The 16,315-nt window shown below is 63.4% G+C and carries 14 protein-coding genes; 6 read left to right on the top strand and 8 right to left on the bottom strand.

All coding sequences use genetic code 11. The features are described 5' to 3' along the window. Positions 1-11 precede the first annotated feature (11 nt). From xdhB to uraH, 3 genes are read right to left on the bottom strand one after another with little or no spacing between them, the layout of a single operon-like run. Complete coding sequence (gene xdhB, locus JNE37_RS13775) at positions 12-2,336, bottom strand: xanthine dehydrogenase molybdopterin binding subunit (protein ID WP_203063329.1); 2,325 nt, start codon at positions 2,334-2,336, stop codon at positions 12-14. A 39-nt stretch (positions 2,337-2,375) separates the two neighbouring features. Further along, positions 2,376-3,839, bottom strand: coding sequence for a xanthine dehydrogenase small subunit (gene xdhA, locus JNE37_RS13770; protein ID WP_203063327.1), 1,464 nt, complete (start codon positions 3,837-3,839; stop codon positions 2,376-2,378). Between the two features lie 3 nt (positions 3,840-3,842). After that, positions 3,843-4,199 (bottom strand): hydroxyisourate hydrolase, encoded by a 357-nt coding sequence (uraH, locus tag JNE37_RS13765; protein ID WP_035028547.1) that lies wholly within the window; start codon positions 4,197-4,199, stop codon positions 3,843-3,845. A gap of 163 nt (positions 4,200-4,362) precedes the next feature. Between uraH and puuE the strand changes: the two genes are divergently transcribed. Beyond that, positions 4,363-5,781 (top strand): allantoinase PuuE, encoded by a 1,419-nt coding sequence (gene puuE / locus JNE37_RS13760; protein ID WP_203063325.1) that lies wholly within the window; start codon positions 4,363-4,365, stop codon positions 5,779-5,781. A gap of 57 nt (positions 5,782-5,838) precedes the next feature. Here puuE and JNE37_RS13755 read toward each other — a convergent pair whose 3' ends face one another. Then, complete coding sequence (locus JNE37_RS13755; RefSeq protein ID WP_035028551.1) at positions 5,839-7,452, bottom strand: bifunctional metallophosphatase/5'-nucleotidase; 1,614 nt, start codon at positions 7,450-7,452, stop codon at positions 5,839-5,841. Between the two features lie 233 nt (positions 7,453-7,685). On the opposite strand from JNE37_RS13755, the gene JNE37_RS13750 reads away from it, so the two are divergent. Then, a protein-coding gene (locus JNE37_RS13750; protein WP_246513270.1) for an IS5 family transposase occupies positions 7,686-8,445 on the top strand; the annotation gives its coding sequence in 2 pieces (ribosomal slippage) (positions 7,686-7,733 and positions 7,735-8,445; 759 coding nt in all). Between the two features lie 168 nt (positions 8,446-8,613). On the opposite strand, the gene JNE37_RS13745 is transcribed toward JNE37_RS13750, so the two are convergent. Continuing rightward, complete coding sequence (locus JNE37_RS13745) at positions 8,614-8,979, bottom strand: GFA family protein (protein WP_203063321.1); 366 nt, start codon at positions 8,977-8,979, stop codon at positions 8,614-8,616. 69 nt (positions 8,980-9,048) lie between these two features. Beyond that, positions 9,049-10,881, bottom strand: a complete 1,833-nt coding sequence (locus JNE37_RS13740) for an ABC transporter transmembrane domain-containing protein (protein WP_203063319.1) — start codon at positions 10,879-10,881, stop codon at positions 9,049-9,051. Positions 10,882-11,062: 181 nt separating this feature from the next. Between JNE37_RS13740 and rpmE the strand changes: the two genes are divergently transcribed. Beyond that, entirely contained in the window at positions 11,063-11,284 is a 222-nt protein-coding gene (rpmE, locus tag JNE37_RS13735; protein WP_035028558.1) for a 50S ribosomal protein L31, read from the top strand. A gap of 106 nt (positions 11,285-11,390) precedes the next feature. Here the strand turns inward: rpmE and rcdA are convergent, their stop codons facing one another. Continuing rightward, entirely contained in the window at positions 11,391-11,909 is a 519-nt protein-coding gene (rcdA, locus tag JNE37_RS13730) for a protease adaptor protein RcdA (protein ID WP_246513268.1), read from the bottom strand. A 309-nt stretch (positions 11,910-12,218) separates the two neighbouring features. Beyond that, entirely contained in the window at positions 12,219-12,404 is a 186-nt protein-coding gene (locus JNE37_RS13725; RefSeq protein ID WP_035028561.1) for a DUF1192 domain-containing protein, read from the bottom strand. A gap of 100 nt (positions 12,405-12,504) precedes the next feature. On the opposite strand from JNE37_RS13725, the gene JNE37_RS13720 reads away from it, so the two are divergent. From JNE37_RS13720 to JNE37_RS13710, 3 genes are all read left to right on the top strand, one after another. Further along, the gene (locus JNE37_RS13720; RefSeq protein ID WP_246513266.1) at positions 12,505-13,530 is read left to right on the top strand and encodes an NAD(P)H-quinone oxidoreductase; all 1,026 of its coding nucleotides are present in this window, start codon (positions 12,505-12,507) and stop codon (positions 13,528-13,530) included. A gap of 95 nt (positions 13,531-13,625) precedes the next feature. Continuing rightward, positions 13,626-14,348: a DUF1013 domain-containing protein gene (locus JNE37_RS13715; protein WP_035028564.1), complete on the top strand. Its 723-nt coding sequence runs from the start codon at positions 13,626-13,628 to the stop codon at positions 14,346-14,348. A 42-nt stretch (positions 14,349-14,390) separates the two neighbouring features. Further along, on the top strand, positions 14,391-16,295 hold the full coding sequence (locus tag JNE37_RS13710; protein ID WP_203063309.1) for a monovalent cation:proton antiporter-2 (CPA2) family protein: 1,905 nt from the start codon (positions 14,391-14,393) through the stop codon (positions 16,293-16,295). Positions 16,296-16,315: the final 20 nt, after the last annotated feature.

Raw genomic sequence — 16,315 nt, 5'->3', positions numbered from 1 at the left:
GCCAGGCGCGCTCATTTCGCCGCCTTCCGCATCCGCTCGACACCCATCAGGATGCGCTCGGGCGTAGCAGGCATGTCGAGGCGCGGTGCGATCTTGTAATCGGCGACACTCGCCACCGCCATCGAAATGGCTTCCACCACCGACATGGCGAGGCAAAGCGGAGGCTCACCGATGGCCTTCGAGCGCCCCACGGCCGGCTCGCGATTAACCGACCATTCCGCCAGGCGCACGTTGAAGATCGGCGGCACGTCGGAAGCCAGCGGAATCTTGTAGGTCGAGGGCGCATGCGTGCGCAGCTCGCCCTTGGCGTCCCACACCAGCTCTTCGGTCGTGAGCCAGCCCATGCCCTGGATAAAACCGCCTTCGACCTGGCCGATATCGATGGCCGGGTTGAGCGAGCGGCCCACGTCCTCGAGCACATCGGCGCGATCCACCTGGAACTCGCCAGTGAGCGTATCGATAGTGACTTCGGAAACGGCCGCGCCGTAGGCATAGTAGTAGAACGGGCGGCCGCGACCGGTCGAGCGATCCCAGTGGATCTTGGGAGTCTTGTAGAACCCTGCCGCCGAGAGCTGGACGCGGGCGAGATAGGCTGAGGCAATCACCTCATCGAAGGCGAGGAAGTTGTCACCGGCGCGAACGCCACCGGCATCCCAGAGCACCTGTTCGCGGTTCACACCGAATTTCTCGGCCGCATGCGCCAGGAGCCGTTCCTTGATCTGGTTGGCACCGTCAAGCGCGGCCATTGCATTGAGGTCGGTGCCGGAGGACGCGGCAGTGGCCGAGGTATTGGGCACCTTGCCCGTCGTGGTGGCGTTGATCTTGACCCGATCCACCGGCACCCCGAACGCGTCGGCCAGGACTTGGGCGACCTTGATGTGCAGCCCCTGGCCCATCTCCGTGCCGCCATGGCTGAGATGGATCGACCCGTCGCGGTAGACATGAACCAGTGCGCCGGCCTGATTGTACCAGGTGGCGGTGAAGGAGATGCCGAACTTGACCGGCGTCAACGCGATACCCTTCTTGAGGACACGGCTGGTGCGGTTGAACTCCAGCACCGCCTTGCGGCGCGCCTGATAGTCCGAGGACGTTTCGATATCCTCGACGATCTTGTGGATGATGTTGTCTTCCACCGTCTGGTGGTAGGGCGTGACGTTATCGCTCTCGACGCCGTAGAAATTGGCCTTGCGGATTTCGAGCGGGTCCTTGCCCAGCGCATAGGCGATATCTTCGATCCAGCGCTCGGCCGCGATCAACCCCTGCGGGCCGCCGAAACCGCGGAAAGCGGTGTTCGAAACCGTGTTGGTGTAGAGCGGCAGCGAGTTCACCCGCACCGCCGGATACCAATAGGCATTGTCGCAGTGGAAGAGCGCGCGATCCGTCACGGGCCCCGAAAGGTCCGCCGAGAAGCCACCTCGCGCCGCATACGTCGCCTTGACCGCCTGGATGCGGCCGTCGTCGTCGAAGCCGATTTCATAGTCGACCATGAAATCGTGGCGTTTGCCGGTGATGACCATGTCGTCATCGCGGTCCGGCCGCAGCTTGACGGCGCGGTTGAACTTCTTGGCCGCCAACGCAGCCACGACGGCAAAGAGATTGCCGTGCGTTTCCTTGCCGCCGAACCCGCCGCCCATGCGGCGCACATTGACCGTGACCGCGTGCTGCGGCACGTCGAGCACGTTGGCCACCATGAGCTGGATTTCGCTCGGATGCTGGGTGGAGGAATAGACCACCACATCGTCGTCCTCGCCCGGATGCGCGAAGGCGATCTGGCTTTCGAGGTAGAAGTGCTCCTGGCCGCCGATCTTGACCCGGCCCTCCACTTTGCGGGGAGCGGTGGCCATGCCGGTCTCGACGTCGCCACGCTCAAGCTTGAGCGGTTCGGTAACGAGGCGTGAGCCGGCTTCGACCGCGGCTTCCATCGAAAGCAGCGCCGGCAGGTCGCGATATTCGATTTTTGCCAACTTGGCCGCCCGGCGCGCCGCAGCGCGCGTCTCGCCGATCACGGCGAAGATCGGCTGGCCATAGAACTGGACCTTGCCCTCGGCAAAGACGGGGTCGTCATGCTTGTGGGGCGAGGAAATGTCGTTTTCGCCCGGAATATCGGCGGCCGTCAGTACGCCGACGACACCCGGCGCAGTGCGGACTGCATCGAGATCGACCGACGCCAGCTCGGCATGGGCGCGGCTGGCAAGTCCCAGATAGGCATGGAGCGTACCCCTCGGCTCGACGATGTCGTCGATATATTCAGCACGACCGGAGACGTGCTTGTCCGCGGAATCGTGCTTGGTGGATTCGTGGAGCTTGCCCGTATTGCGGATATCCAGCTTGTTCATGGCTCTATCCCTTCAGCGCCCCGCATCGGCAGCCCGGCATCATGCCGCTCCCCGCTCAAGTCGCTCGCCCTGCCCCGTAGCTTCAAGGAAGAAGCGCCGGAGGAGGTTCTGCGCGGCCAGCAGCCGGTAATCGGCCGAAGCGCGCATGTCGGTGATGGGTTGATAGTCCTGAGCGAAAGCCTGGACCGCTTCTTCGACAGTGTCCATCGTCCAGGGCCGCCCGATAAGCGCCTCCTCGACATTGGTCGCCCGCTTGGGCGTGGCGGCCATGCCACCGAACGCGATGCGGGCCATGCCGACATTGCCCAGGTCGTTGACGAAAACGCGAAAAGCGCCGCAGAGCGCCGAAATATCTTCGTCGCGGCGCTTGGAAATTTTGTAGGCGGCAAAATGCTCGCCCTCGGGCAGCGCCGGAATGGTGATGCTTTCGACGAATTCGCCCGGCTCGCGATCCTGCTTGCCATAGGCGATGAAGTAATCGCGCAGCTTCAACTCGCGGCGGACATTGCCCTTGCGGAGAATGACATGCGCACCCAGCACGATCAGCGGCGGGGGCGTATCGCCGATGGGCGAGCCGTTGGCGATGTTGCCGCCGACCGTTCCCACATTGCGCACCTGCTCGCCGCCAATGCGGTTCCAGAAACCTTCGAGCTGCGGAAAATACTGCGCGATGACCGGCGCCGCATCGGTATAGCTCACGCCCGCTCCGAGCTTGATGCCGCCCTGGCTGGCTTCTATCGCCCGCAGTTCGTCGAGATGCCCGACGAAGATCAGCGGGCCGATCTCGCGCATGAACTTGGTGACCCAGAGCCCGACGTCGGTAGAGCCGGCGACGATCGTCGCCTCGGGCTCGGCCGCGTAGGCTTCCGCCAGGTCATCGACGCTGGCCGGGATGATGATGCGGTTACGCCCCTCGCCGACCTCGACGCGTTTGCCATCCGCCAGCGCCTGCAGCCGCGCGGTAATCACGGCACGTTCCGCAACCAGCGGATCGGAGCCTACGGCACCATAGGTGGAGATGGCCTGCCCGGCCCGCACGATGGGCGTATAGCCCGTGCAACGGCAGAGATTGCCCTGCAGCGCCGTCTCGATTTCGGGCACGGTCGGCTCGGGCTTGCGCATCCAGAGGCCGTACAGCGACATCACGATGCCCGGTGTGCAGAAACCGCACTGCGAGCCATGGAAATCGACCATGGCCTGTTGCACCGGATGCAGCGCGCCGTTGGCGGCCGAAAGATGCTCGATGGTCACCACATGGGTGGCATTGAGCGAGGCCGTGAAGGTGATGCACGCCGTGACGGTCTCGTAGACGAGCTCGCCATTGCGCAGCCGCCCAACCAGCACCGTGCAGGCCCCGCAATCGCCCTCGGCGCACCCTTCCTTGGAGCCCTTGAGCTCCTTTTCGAGGCGAAGATAGTCGAGAAGCGTCTGGGTGGCGGGGATATCCCTCAGCGCCACGTCTTCGTCATTGAGGACGAAACGGATGGAGTTGCGCGCGTTCATCGCTCAGCTCCCCCGATAGGTCGAATAGGCGAAGGGAGAGACGAGAAGCGGCACGTGATAGTGCGCCTCTTCGCTCATGATGAACCGCACCGGCACGATATCGAGGAACGGCGTCGTTGGTGACACGCCCAGCCGGTCGAAATACTGCCCGACATGGAAATTCAGTTCGAACGCGCCGGGATGGAACCGATCGCCATCGAGGAGCGGCTGGTCGACGCGCCCGTCCGAATTGGTGAAGGTGGAAAGAACGTGATGGGTATGGTCACCATGCACCATCAACAGGTCGATGCGCATGCCGGCGGCCGGCTTGCCATGCATCGTATCGAGAACGTGTGTCGTCAGACGCCCCGTAGTCGTCATCGGGCGGATATCCCTCGCTTGCTTATGGCGACTATCGGAAATAATTGCATGCCTTCCAAGTAGGCAGCGCACATTTTTTTACCAAACGGTCCACTTTTGACCTGTTGTGATCGGCACGTGTTCGGGCATAACGGACGGGATACCAGCCGAGAGGTTCCAAGCGATGCGCTATCCCCGCGACATGCAGGGCTACGGCCCCAATCCGCCCAAGGCAAACTGGCCCGGCGGCGCCTATGTGGCCGTGCAGTTCGTCCTCAACTACGAAGAGGGCGGCGAGAACAACATCCTGCATGGGGATGCCGGCTCGGAAGCGTTCCTGGCCGACGTGATCGGGGCGGCGCCCTGGCCCGACAAGCGGCACTGGAACATCGAATCAATGTACGAATACGGTGCCCGCGCCGGCTTCTGGCGGCTGCATCGCCTGTTCACCCAGGAAAAAATTCCGGTCACCATCTACGGCGTTGCCACCGCCTTCGCGCGCTCGCCCATGCAGGTTACGGCCATGCAAGAAGCCGGCTGGGAAATCGCCAGCCATGGCTACAAGTGGGTCGAGCACAAGGACATGCCCGAGGAACTGGAGCGCGCCCAGATCCATGAGGCCATTCACCTCCATACCATCGCCACCGGAGAGCGCCCCACTGGCTGGTATACCGGCCGTTGCTCGTTGAACACGGTGGACCTGGTCTCGGAAGAAGGCGGGTTCGAGTACGTGTCGGACACCTACGACGACGACCTGCCCTATTGGCGCGAGCACAAGGGCCACGCCCAACTCATCATCCCTTACACGCTTTCAGCCAACGACATGCGGTTCGTGACGGCCTCGGGCTTTTCGGACGGCGAGCAGTTCTTCCAGTTCCTCAAGGACAGCTTCGATTGCCTCTACGCCGAGGGCAAGGCGGGCAGCCCCAAGATGATGAGCATCGGGCTTCACTGCCGCCTCGCCGGCCAGCCCGGCCGCTTCATGGGTCTCAAGCGGTTCATCGACTACATCAGGGGCTTCGAATTCGTCTGGACCCCACGACGCATCGAAATCGCCCGGCATTGGGCAGCTGAGCACCCCTATGTTAAGCTTGACCTCGTTCCCTCGCAGATGGACAAGGCGACGTTCGTCGAAAAGTTCGGCTCGATCTTCGAGCATTCTTCCTGGATCGCGGAACGCGCCTGGGACGGCGAGCTTGCTATCGCCAACAATACGGCCACGGGTCTGCATTTCGCGCTGCGCAGTCAGTTCCGCATGGCCAGCCAGGCCGAGCGCATGGCCGTCCTCCGCGCCCACCCCGATCTTGCGGGAAAGCTGGCAGCCGCCAAGCGACTGACCGAAGCCTCGACCGCCGAACAGGCCTCGGCCGGGCTCGACGCGCTCACCGACAAGGAGCGCGAGACCTTCACCCATCTCAATGATGCCTATACCGCCAAGTTCGGCTTCCCCTTCATCATCGCGGTGCGCGACCATACGAAGGCACAAATTCTCGATGCCTTCGAACGGCGGCTGGGCAATGAGCAGGAGACGGAATTCCTGACGGCCTGCGCTCAGGTAGAGCGGATCGCGTTGCTACGGCTGCGGGCGATGTTGCCGGACTGAGCACCTACACTTCTGTCCCCTCCCCCCAAAGGGGGAGAGGACGTGCTTGCAAATACCTTACTTCACCTCGGCGATACGGCCATCGGTGTAGGGCTTGTAGTCTCCACCCTGCTTGGCGATGAAATCGGCCAGTACCTGCTCGAGCGGCGGACCGAAATCGTAGGCATTGGTGCCGGCGTCGTTGAACACGGCATAGCCGTCGCCACCCGTGCGCATGAAGTTGTTGGTCACCACGCCATAGGTCTTGGCCGGATCGATCGGCACCCAATTGGCGCCATCCTGCACTTCGACCTTGATGATGCGGCTGCCGGCCGGCTTGTCCTTGGTCCAGGTGAACTTGAGCCCGGCAACCTGCGGGAAGCGGCCTGCTCCGTTCTCGACATCGGAAACGCCGTTCTCGAGTGCCGCCACGACATCCGATCCCTTGAGCTGGAAAGTAGCGAGCGTGTTGGAGAAGGGCAGCACGGTGAGCACTTCACCCATCGTGATCTCGCCCTGGTCGATCGAGGCACGCAGGCCACCGCCATTCTGGATGGCAAGGCTGACGCCCTGATCCTTGACGCGATCGAGCATGGCGTCGGCCACGAGATTGCCCATGGTGCATTCCATGGCGCGGCAGACCTCACGCGAGCCCTCGATGGCCTCGGTCGCGTTGCCGATGACCTTGGCCTTGAGTTCTTCGATCGGCGCACCCAGCTCGGCCACCTTGGCGACGAAGCCTTCGTCGGGCTTGATCGAGGCATCGAGAAGGATCGGATCGCCCTTGGCGGAGATGACGTTGCCGTTGTCATCCCAGACGACCTTGAGATCGCCCAGATACTTGCCGTACTGGCCGGCGGTGACGATCGGCACATCCTTGCCGTCCGGCGATTTTACGACGGTCGGATAAGGGCCGGCCGCCTTCTCGTCTGTATTGGACAGCAGCGTATGGGAATGGCCGCCCACGATGACGTCGATGCCCGGCACGGCCTCGGCCAGCGCCTGGTCGACCGTGTAGCCGATATGGGAAAGGACGATCGTCTTGGTGACGCCCTGCGCCTCGAGCGCTTCGATGGCGCCGCGGACATAGGTCACCGCCTTTTCGAACGCCACATTAGGGCCGGAGCCGGAGATTTCGGGCGTATCCTCGGCCAGCGCGCCGATGATGCCGATCTTCTCGCCGCCGACATCGAGGATGTGCACGCCCACGATCTTGCCGGCCAGCAGCGGTTCCTTGGCGACGTTGAAATTGCCGCCGATGATCGGGAAATTCGCCGTCTCGATGAACTTGGCGAACTCGTCCGGCCCATCGTCGAATTCATGGTTGCCGGTGGCCGCCGCATCGAGGCCGAGTTCGTTGAAGAAGTCGGCCACGACTTTGGATTTGTAGGTCGTATAGAAGAGCGAGCCTTGGAATTCGTCGCCCGCCGACAGGAAAATGACGTTCTCGCCCTTGGCCTTGAGGTCCGCCCGCGTCTGGTCGAGAGCCGCCTTGAGACGGCCGATGCCGCCGAAGCATTCGCCCTTGGATTCGCCCTCGGCGTTGCAGGTCGAGTCCGAACCGGTGATGGATTCGAACCGGGAATGGAAATCGTTGATATGCAGAATGTTGAGGGTGAACTCTGCGTAGGCCGGCGCGGCAAATCCTGCCGCCATGGCCGCTGCAGCCGCCCCCAGAACGAGCTTTTGCATTGTTGATTATCCCTTTGTTGGCTGTTCCATCGGCGGGATTCTTCCACGGCTTGATGACGTCCCGATAACGAGGCCCGCCGCCCCCAATCGTCAGCGTGGTTGCGATCCGAAGTTAATCAGCAACAGCGGGAGAGAAAAAGAGGTTTGGAGGCAGCACTAGGGTCCGTACTCAATAAGAGCTAGCGGCTCGGTTTGATTGGTGATGCAAGGTTTCTGGCATGGGAGCCTTGATGATGAGCAAACGCGTTCGGTGCCTTACAGATGATGAGTGGACGCGGATTCGAGCCGATTCTGCCGCGGGGCCGCAAGGGTGCGCACCGGGCGGACGACCGGCGGGTGATCTCGGGCATCGTCTATATGCTCAAGTGTGGAGCGCGCTGGCGGGACTGTTCGCCCGAGTTTGGGCCCTACACGACAGTCTACAATCGCTTCAACCGCTGGAGCCGTCAGGGTCCGTGGCTGCAGATGTTCGAGGCTCTGACCGGCCACAACGGCATCTTCGAAGGAGCGGCAATCGATGCCACGCACATCAAGGCGCACCGCTCCGCTGCTGGCGCAAAGGGGGGACCTCGCCCAAGCCATAGGCCGTTCTCGGGTGGTCGAACCGCCAAGCTGCACGGCCTAGTCGATGACCGGGGGCGTCCGCGCATGTTACTGCTGAGCGCCGGAAACATCAACGATATCATCATGGCGCAGGCTCTTGTCTGTACGGCAGGCCCATTCCGGCGCTTGCTCGCCGACCGGGGCTATGACGTCGACCACTTCAGGAACCTGCTCGCCGAACGGGGCGCCCAAGCCGTAATCGCCTCGACCAAGTCCAGGCGGGTGCCGATCCCTCACGACCCCATCGCCTACAAGGATCGCAATCGCGTCGAGCGCATGTGGTGCAAACTCAAGGACTTCAGGCGTATTGCAACGCGATACGACAAGCTCGCAAGGAACTACCTCTCAGTCGCCCTTGTCGCCGCACTATGCCCATGTTGGTGCAATTGAGTCCGGATCCAGGGAGGGGGTGGCCAAGGGCGCCTGGGGCGCCCAGTTCCGATTGCGCCAGTTCCTGCTGCACCATTGTTGCCCAGAACTTTGCGCCGGTCAGAATCGCGCCGTCATTGAAGTCGTAGCGTGAGTTGTGGTGCAGCCGCAGGCCGCACCACCCACCCCTCACCACATATTCCGCCCGTCGATCCGCGTCACGCGCACCGTCGACAGATCGAAATCGTCGAGCAGCCTCACATTGATGCCGATCTTCACCTTCTCGAGGTCGTGGTTGCCGTCCAGCGACCATTCGGGCGACGTGCCGTAGATCTGGCAGCCGCAATTGGCGCAGAAGTGGTGCTTGTTGTAGCCGGATTTCGTGTAGATGCGGTCGGCATCGGAGGTTTGGACGACGATGTCGGCGGGGGTGTAATAGGCCCAGAGGCCACCCGATTTGCTGCAATAGGAGCAGTTGCACTCGACCGCTTCGGTGGGCGCGGCATTGACGGTGAAATGCATCGCGCCGCGATGGCAGGTGCCGGAAATGCTCATGGGGATCATCCTTCCTCTGTGATGAAGGAAGGATGCCCCAGGGCTCCTGACAGAGCGTGGCAGCAGCGTTTATTCGGCGGCGCCGGCGCGCTCGACGTCTTCGTCGGTGCGGAATTGCAGCTTGGCGAGTTCGGCGTAGCGGCCGCCCTTCTTGACCAGTTGCGCATGGGTGCCCTGGTCGATGAGCTTGCCCGCTTCGAGCACCAGGATGCGGTCGGCGTCGCGGATGGTAGCGAGGCGGTGGGCGATGACGAGCGTGGTGCGCCCTTCCATCAGCCGCTCGAGCGCCAATTGCACCAGCCGCTCGCTCTGTGCATCGAGCGCACTGGTGGCTTCGTCGAGCAGGAGGATCGGTGCGTCCTTGAGCAGGGCGCGCGCAATGGCGAGGCGTTGCTTCTGGCCGCCCGAGAGCATGACGCCGCGTTCGCCCACGATCGAATCGTAGCCATGCGGCAGCTCGACGACGAAATCGTGAACCAGCGCCGCGCGGGCGGCAGCCTCGATCTCGGCCTGGCTCGCATCGGGCTTGCCGAAGCGGATATTGTCGGCGACCGTGCCGGCAAAGATCGTTGGCTCCTGCTCCACATAGGCGAAGCGATGACGCAGTTGGGACGGGTCGACCTCGCGGATATCGACGCCATCGACGAGGATCGCGCCCTCATCGACATCGTAAAAGCGCTGGATGAGCGCGAAGACCGTGGACTTGCCGGCGCCCGAGGCGCCAACCAGGGCTACGGTCTCGCCATGGCGCACGGCGAAGGACAGGCCATCGATGACCTTCTCGTCGTCGCGATTGCGGTAGGCAAAGCTCACATCGTCAAAGGAGACGGTGCCCAGCGATGGGACCGGCAGGGCCTTGGGCGCCGGCGGAGCGTTAAGCGTGGGCTCGGTATCGATGATCTCGACGAGCCGCTCGGTCGCGCCGGCCACGGTCTGCAGCGTACCCCAGATCTCGGAGATCGAGGTCAGGGCATTCGAGGCCATGAGCGCGTAGATCATGAACTGCGTGAGCTGGCCGACGGTCACCGCACCATCGAAGACCGCGCGGGCGCCCCACCAGACGACGACGACGAGCGCCGTGGTGGCGAGGAACATGATGAGGCCGAGCAGGCCGGCGCGCGCGCCAAGGCGCGTGACTTCGGCGTCGTAGCTCTCTTCGGCACGGTCGGCGTAGACGCGCGACTGCTCGGGTTCCTGGCCGAAGGACTTGATGGTCTTGGTGGCACCCAGGGCTTCGGTCGCCATGGCCGACATGTCGGCGAGCGCATCCTGCGTGCGGCGCGACATGCGGCGGAGGCGCCGGCTGAGGAGGATCATCGGGAAGATGATGGCCGGGGCCAGCACCACCACGCCCAGCGCCAGATAAGGGCTGGTGAGGAACATCAGTACCACCGCGCCCACGATGGTGACGAAGCCCCGCAACGTCATGGAGAGGCTGGAGCCGATGGCGCCGCGGATGGTGGCGACATCGCCATTGAGGCGCGAGGTGAGTTCACCCACGCGATGGGTATCGAAGAACGTGGTATCGAGCGTCAGCAGGTGGTCGAAGACCGCGCGGCGCAGGTCGGTGAGGACGCGCTCGCCAAGGATCGAGACGAAATAGAAGCGGGCGCCCGAGGCGATGGCCATGATCGCGGCGACGCCGACGATGAGCCAGCCATAGGAAGTGACCATCGACAGGTTCTGCTCGGTGAAGCCCTGGTCGATCACCCCGCCGGCAAGGCTGGGGATCACGAGCGAGGAGATCGCCGCGATCAGCAGGAAGACAATGGTAAGCACCAGGCGCCACGGATAGCGCATGACGAAGGGGAGCAGCCGCCGCAGCGGTTGCAGGGAGCGTGGAGCAGCTTTCTCCGGCTCCTTGCCGGAGGAAAGTCGCGAACCGCGAACCGGTTCACTCATATCGGAAGGCCCATTTTCAAAACGCCCCTTACATAGGCAGTGGCACCAGCCACGGCAACAGCTTTCGCCGCGACGATTGCGCGCTTGCAGAGCCCGCCATCTTTCTATATGAACCCGGCAACCAGTTTGACATCGGCTCTCCGGGCGCGCGCAGCGCCCGTTCCATTTGAGGGTAGGCCCCATGAAGAAAGACATCCATCCGGACTATCACAACATCAAGGTTGTGATGACCGACGGCACCGAATACCTCACCCGGTCGACCTACGGCGCCGAGGGTGAAACCCTTCAGCTCGACATCGACCCGAAGACCCATCCCGCCTGGACCGGCACCACCGGCCAGCTGATGGACCGCGGCGGCCGCGTCTCGCGCTTCAAGGAGCGCTTCAAGGGCCTGGGCATCTAAGCCAGCGCGCCTTTCAGGTAAGTTTTCGGAAAGCCTGGCGAAAGCCGGGCTTTTTGTTTGTGTTTGCACCGGCAACACCGGGCAGCGCTCGTGTTTGGGGATTGCCTTACTCGGCCGGCGAGAAGGCGGCGCGCAGGCGCGAAAGCTGATCGGCAATGCCATTCTCGCCGCCGGTCGACAGTTCCGGCACCTTGCCGCGCTCGAGCTGATCGTACTGCATGACGCGGTCGAACAGCCGGTCGCCCTTGGCGATGTAGCCCTTGAGGTTAATCGGCAGGTCTTCGAAACCCGGACCGCCGCGCTCGGACGGCGTGGCCGAGAACTGCACCTTTTCCTTTTCGAGGCGGGCACTTTCGGCGGTGATCTCGCCCTCGTTGACGGCGCGCTGCAGCAGCAGCCAGGAGGCGAGCTGCATCAGGCGCGTCGTGAGGCGCATGGATTCGGTGGCGTAGAGGAACGAGGATTCGCGGCTGAGCGCCTTGCTCTCGGAACGACCGGTCCCGTCGAGATAGGCAGCCACCTCCTCGATGAGCGACATGCCCTCGCGATAGAGTAAATCGAATCCGCCCGACGCTACGATGCGCGGGCCGATCGCCACTGCGTGCTTGTCAGTAATCTCGCCCACCGGCGGTCCGTTCCTCATCTGCTTCGCGGGGGACATTACGGCTATTCGGCAGGGCCGTCACCGGAAAGGCTTCAGCAACCTTGCGACAACCTTAACGCCTTGCCATTCCTTCGCAAATTGCAACCGCCCAAAAGAAAAAGAGCCGTCAGATGGCGGCTCTCGAAAGTTAACAGGGAGGCGTCAAACAGAGGGGGAAACCACTCTGAAAAATCCAGAAAGGACTGGATAACGTGAGGTTACCCCGAACCTCTTAATTGAAGGTTAATTTGACTCTTTTTCTTAACCTTGCCTGTTCACGCCGCCGAAAGGCTAAAACTTGAAGAAGTTTTCGGCATCCGAGCGCGTCTTGCGGCGAGCCTCGATAGCCGCCTTGAGCCGCGCGATTTCCCTTTCGAGCAGGCCTATCCTGCTCTGCAATTCCTCTTCGGATATCGCGTCGAGGACCATGCCCACTTCGTGGGTCGACGGGGTCTTGCGAACCTCTTCCTCATCCATTTCGCCGCTCCTTTGTCTTTTGCGGGCGGGATTTTAGCCTAACGGCCTTGCCCGGCAACCGCCTTCGCGCCACCCTCAGGCCATGACGCTCCCCGCCAGAATGCTCGCCATCGATATCGTCGCCCCCGGAGGCCCGGATGGGTTGGTGCCAGTCGAAACGCCCCTGCCCGAACTACGACCGGGCGAAATCCTGATCCGCGCGGCGGCAGCGGGGGTCAACTACCCCGACGTCCTCCAGCGCATGGGCCGCTACGACCCGCCCTCCTGGCACTCGCCGCGCCCAGGCCTCGAAGTGTCCGGTGAGGTGGTCGCGGTTGGGGAGGGAGTAGAGGGCTTCACCTTGGGCGAACCGGTACTCGCACTCTGCAATGGCGGTGGCTATGCCGAATACGTGGCCGTACCCGCCGGTCAGGTCCTGCCGATTCCCGAGCGCGTCGACATGATCTGGGCGGGCGCGTTGGCCGAGACCTGGTTTACCATCGAGCAGACGTTGGCGATGCGTGCCGGGCTGGTCGAGGGGCAGGACGTGCTGGTGCACGGCGCGGCGGGCGGCATCGGCACGGCGGCGATCGCGCGCAGCCAGATTGCCGGGGCACGGCCGATCGGCGTGGTCTCGACTCGGGAGAAGGCCGAATATCTACGCGGACGGCTGGGCGTCGAGGCAGTGATCATCCATCGCGACGAAAATTTCGTCGAACGCACGCGCGCGCTAACCGGCGGCAAGGGCGCCGATCGCATCGTGAGCTTTGCGGGCGGCGACATGCTGGCGCGCAACATTGAGGCGGCGGCGCGCGGCGGCACGATCCTGCAGCTCGCTTCGCTTTCCGATGTGAACGCGCAAATCTCGCTTCCACAACTTTTGGGCAGGCAACTCACGATATTGGGATCGGTGCTGCGCCCGCAATCCGACGCGACCAAGGCGGAAATCGCAGCAAGCCTTAGGCGCAATGTCTGGCCGGCCTTCGCTGCTGGAAACGTTGTGCGCCCGCGGCTTTCGACGTTGCCGCTGGCGCAGGCGGCCAATGCGCACCGCGCCATGGAAGACCGCGCCTCCTACGGCAAGATCGTGCTGATCACCGCGTTCGGTGAGCGGTTTATTAACGACAATTCCGTTGCAGAAGGCTGACCTAATCCGTATATTTAGGTCTATTCCCCTCAGCAAAAAGCAAGAGGCGGAGCGGGCCAGATGAAGCTGGGCCGCGCCAACAGAGAGATTTTGCTATGGCCACTACCCTGCTGATGCCCAAGGCAACCGCCGTTTGGCTGGTCGACAACACTGCCTTGTCGTTCGAGCAGATCGCCGCCTTCTGCGGACTTCATCCGCTGGAAGTGCAAGGCATCGCCGACGGTGACGTAGCGGGCGGCATCATGGGCGTGAACCCGATCCAGAACGGCCAGCTGACGCGTGAGGAAATCGAGAAGGCCGAGGCCGATCCGAGCTATCGGCTGAAGATTTCCGAACCCAAGGTCCGCGTCGCTGCCGCCAAGCGCAAGGGTCCGCGCTACACCCCGATTTCGCGCCGCAACGAGCGCCCCAACGCCATCAAGTGGCTGGTGCGCAACCATCCCGAACTCAAGGACGCCCAGATCATGCGCCTTGTCGGCACCACCAAGTCGACCATCGACGCGGTGCGTGACGGCACGCACTGGAACTCGGCGAACCTGACCCCGATGGACCCGGTGACCCTGGGCCTGACCTCCCAGATCGAGCTCGACCTCGAGGTCAAGCGCGCCGCCAAGGGCAGCGGGCTGCCGATGGAGGAAGAACACCAGGGCACGATGCTGCTCACCGCCGAAGAGGCACTGGCCAGCGCCAACCGCACCAGCCTTGCCCCCGAGAACGACGAGAACGAACCGGGCGACGTGCGCGACCAGGAAGAGTTCGACGCGGATTCGGTCTTCGCCAAGCTCAAGTCGCTCAAGTCCGATAGCGACGAAGAGTAAACTCACGCGGCCACGGGCCGCTTCGGTCAGGAGGAGCAATCCTTGGAAGGCAATCTCCTCCTGGTCATCTTCGTGCTGCTGGCGGCGACCGTCGCCCTGGTGCCGCTGGCCAAATGGACCGGCACCGGCACGATCCTCGGCTACCTCGCCGCAGGCATCCTGATCGGCCCATACGGGCTCAAGCTCATCTCCGACACCGACATCATCTCCAACGTCGCCGAATTCGGCGTGGTGATGATGCTGTTCCTCATCGGCCTGGAAGTGCAGCCCTCCGAACTCTGGCGGCTGCGCAACAAGGTGCTGGGCATGGGTATCCCGCAGGTCATCCTGACCGCGGCGCTGATCGCCGGCCTTTTTCGGCTGAGCGGTACCGACTGGCCCATCGCCGCCACCATCGGCCTTGCCCTCTCGCTCTCCTCGACCGCCATCGCCATGCAGTCGATCGCGCAGCGCGAGATCACCAAGACCGATACCGGCCGTGCCAGCCTCGTCGTGCTGCTGGTGCAGGATATGGCGGTGATCCCGATCCTCGCAGCCATTCCGATCCTGGCCGCACTCAGCGGCGCCCCTTCGGCCATCATCCGCACCGATCTTGCCGGTGCCATGGACGCGATCGACAACCCGCTCGACTGGGTAACCCCGCTCCTCACCATCGTCGCCTTCGCAGGCGCCCTCCTCGGCGCCCGCTTCATCGTGCGACCGCTTATCTATTTCGTGGCGCGCGCCCATGTGCGCGAAGTCTTCACGGCGCTCGCCCTTGCCCTCGTCATCGGCGCCTCGCTCCTGACCCAATCGATCGGCCTCTCGCCCGCGCTCGGCGCATTCCTGGGCGGCGTTCTGCTGGCGGACAGTGAGTATCGGCACGAACTGCAGATCAACCTCGAGCCGTTCAAAGGCTTGCTTCTCGGGCTCTTCTTCATCTCGGTCGGCATGTCGATCACGTTCTCGGTGTTCCTCGACGCCCCCGGCACCATCATCGCGATTCTCTTGGGGCTGATCGGCATCAAGATCGTCGTGCTCTTCGGGCTCGGCACGATCTTCCGCCTGCATGCGGCCGACCGCATCCTCTTCGCGATCCTCCTGAGCCAGGCCAGCGAATTCGCCTTCGTCGTGCTTCAGAGTGGCGTGGTTGCCGGCGGCATCGGCCAGCACGACTACGAGGTTTTGAGCCTTATCGTGGCGCTCTCCATGGCCACTACCCCGCTCCTGCTCTTCGCTTTCGACCGCTTCATCGCCCCGCGCCTTCACGCTGCGCCAAGCAATCCGCACCCCGACGAGAGCTTCGAGGCCGGCCAGAAGGTGATCGTGCTCGGCTATGGCCGCTTCGGGCAGATCGTGACCCGCCTGCTCAAGTCGCAGGGCTTCGAGATGACGCTGATCGACGACGACCCGGCCCAGATCGCACTGATGAAGCGGTTCGGGGTCAAGGTCTTCTACGGCGACGGCTCGCGCCTCGACCTGCTCGATGCGGCCGACGCCGCCCATGCCCAGATGATCATCGTTGCGGTGCCGGGCGGCGAGCGCATCCTCAACATCGTCGGCATGCTTCGGCGGCACTATCCGCACGTCAAGGTCGCGGCCCGCGCCATCGACCGCGCCCATGCGCACAAGCTCATGGATCTGGGCGTGCACCTCTTCGAGCGTGAGACCTTTCGCTCGGCCATCCAGCTCGCCACCGACGCGCTGGTGGAGCTGGGCTATGAGCGCGGCCATGCCGAGCGGCTGGCGCAATCCTTCGCCGAGCACGATCTGCGCATGCTGCGCGACAGCTACGCCCTGCGTGACGATGAGGACGCCTATATCGGCTTCGTGCGCCAATCCGTGGAAATGCTCGGCGACGTGCTCGAGGCCGACATGGCGCGCCGCGAAGGCGAGGAAGAGGACGCTCCGGAAGCGGAGAGCGCGCCCGACGATATTGACAAGGCGTCCTCGGCGGGTTCGAGATAGCGCTTCCTTCCGGCTTGGCT

This window comes from Paradevosia shaoguanensis (genome assembly GCF_016801025.1).
In the GTDB taxonomy this organism is placed as follows: Bacteria; Pseudomonadota; Alphaproteobacteria; order Rhizobiales; family Devosiaceae; genus Paradevosia; species Paradevosia shaoguanensis.
This window is presented reverse-complemented; position numbering and strand designations above follow the sequence as displayed.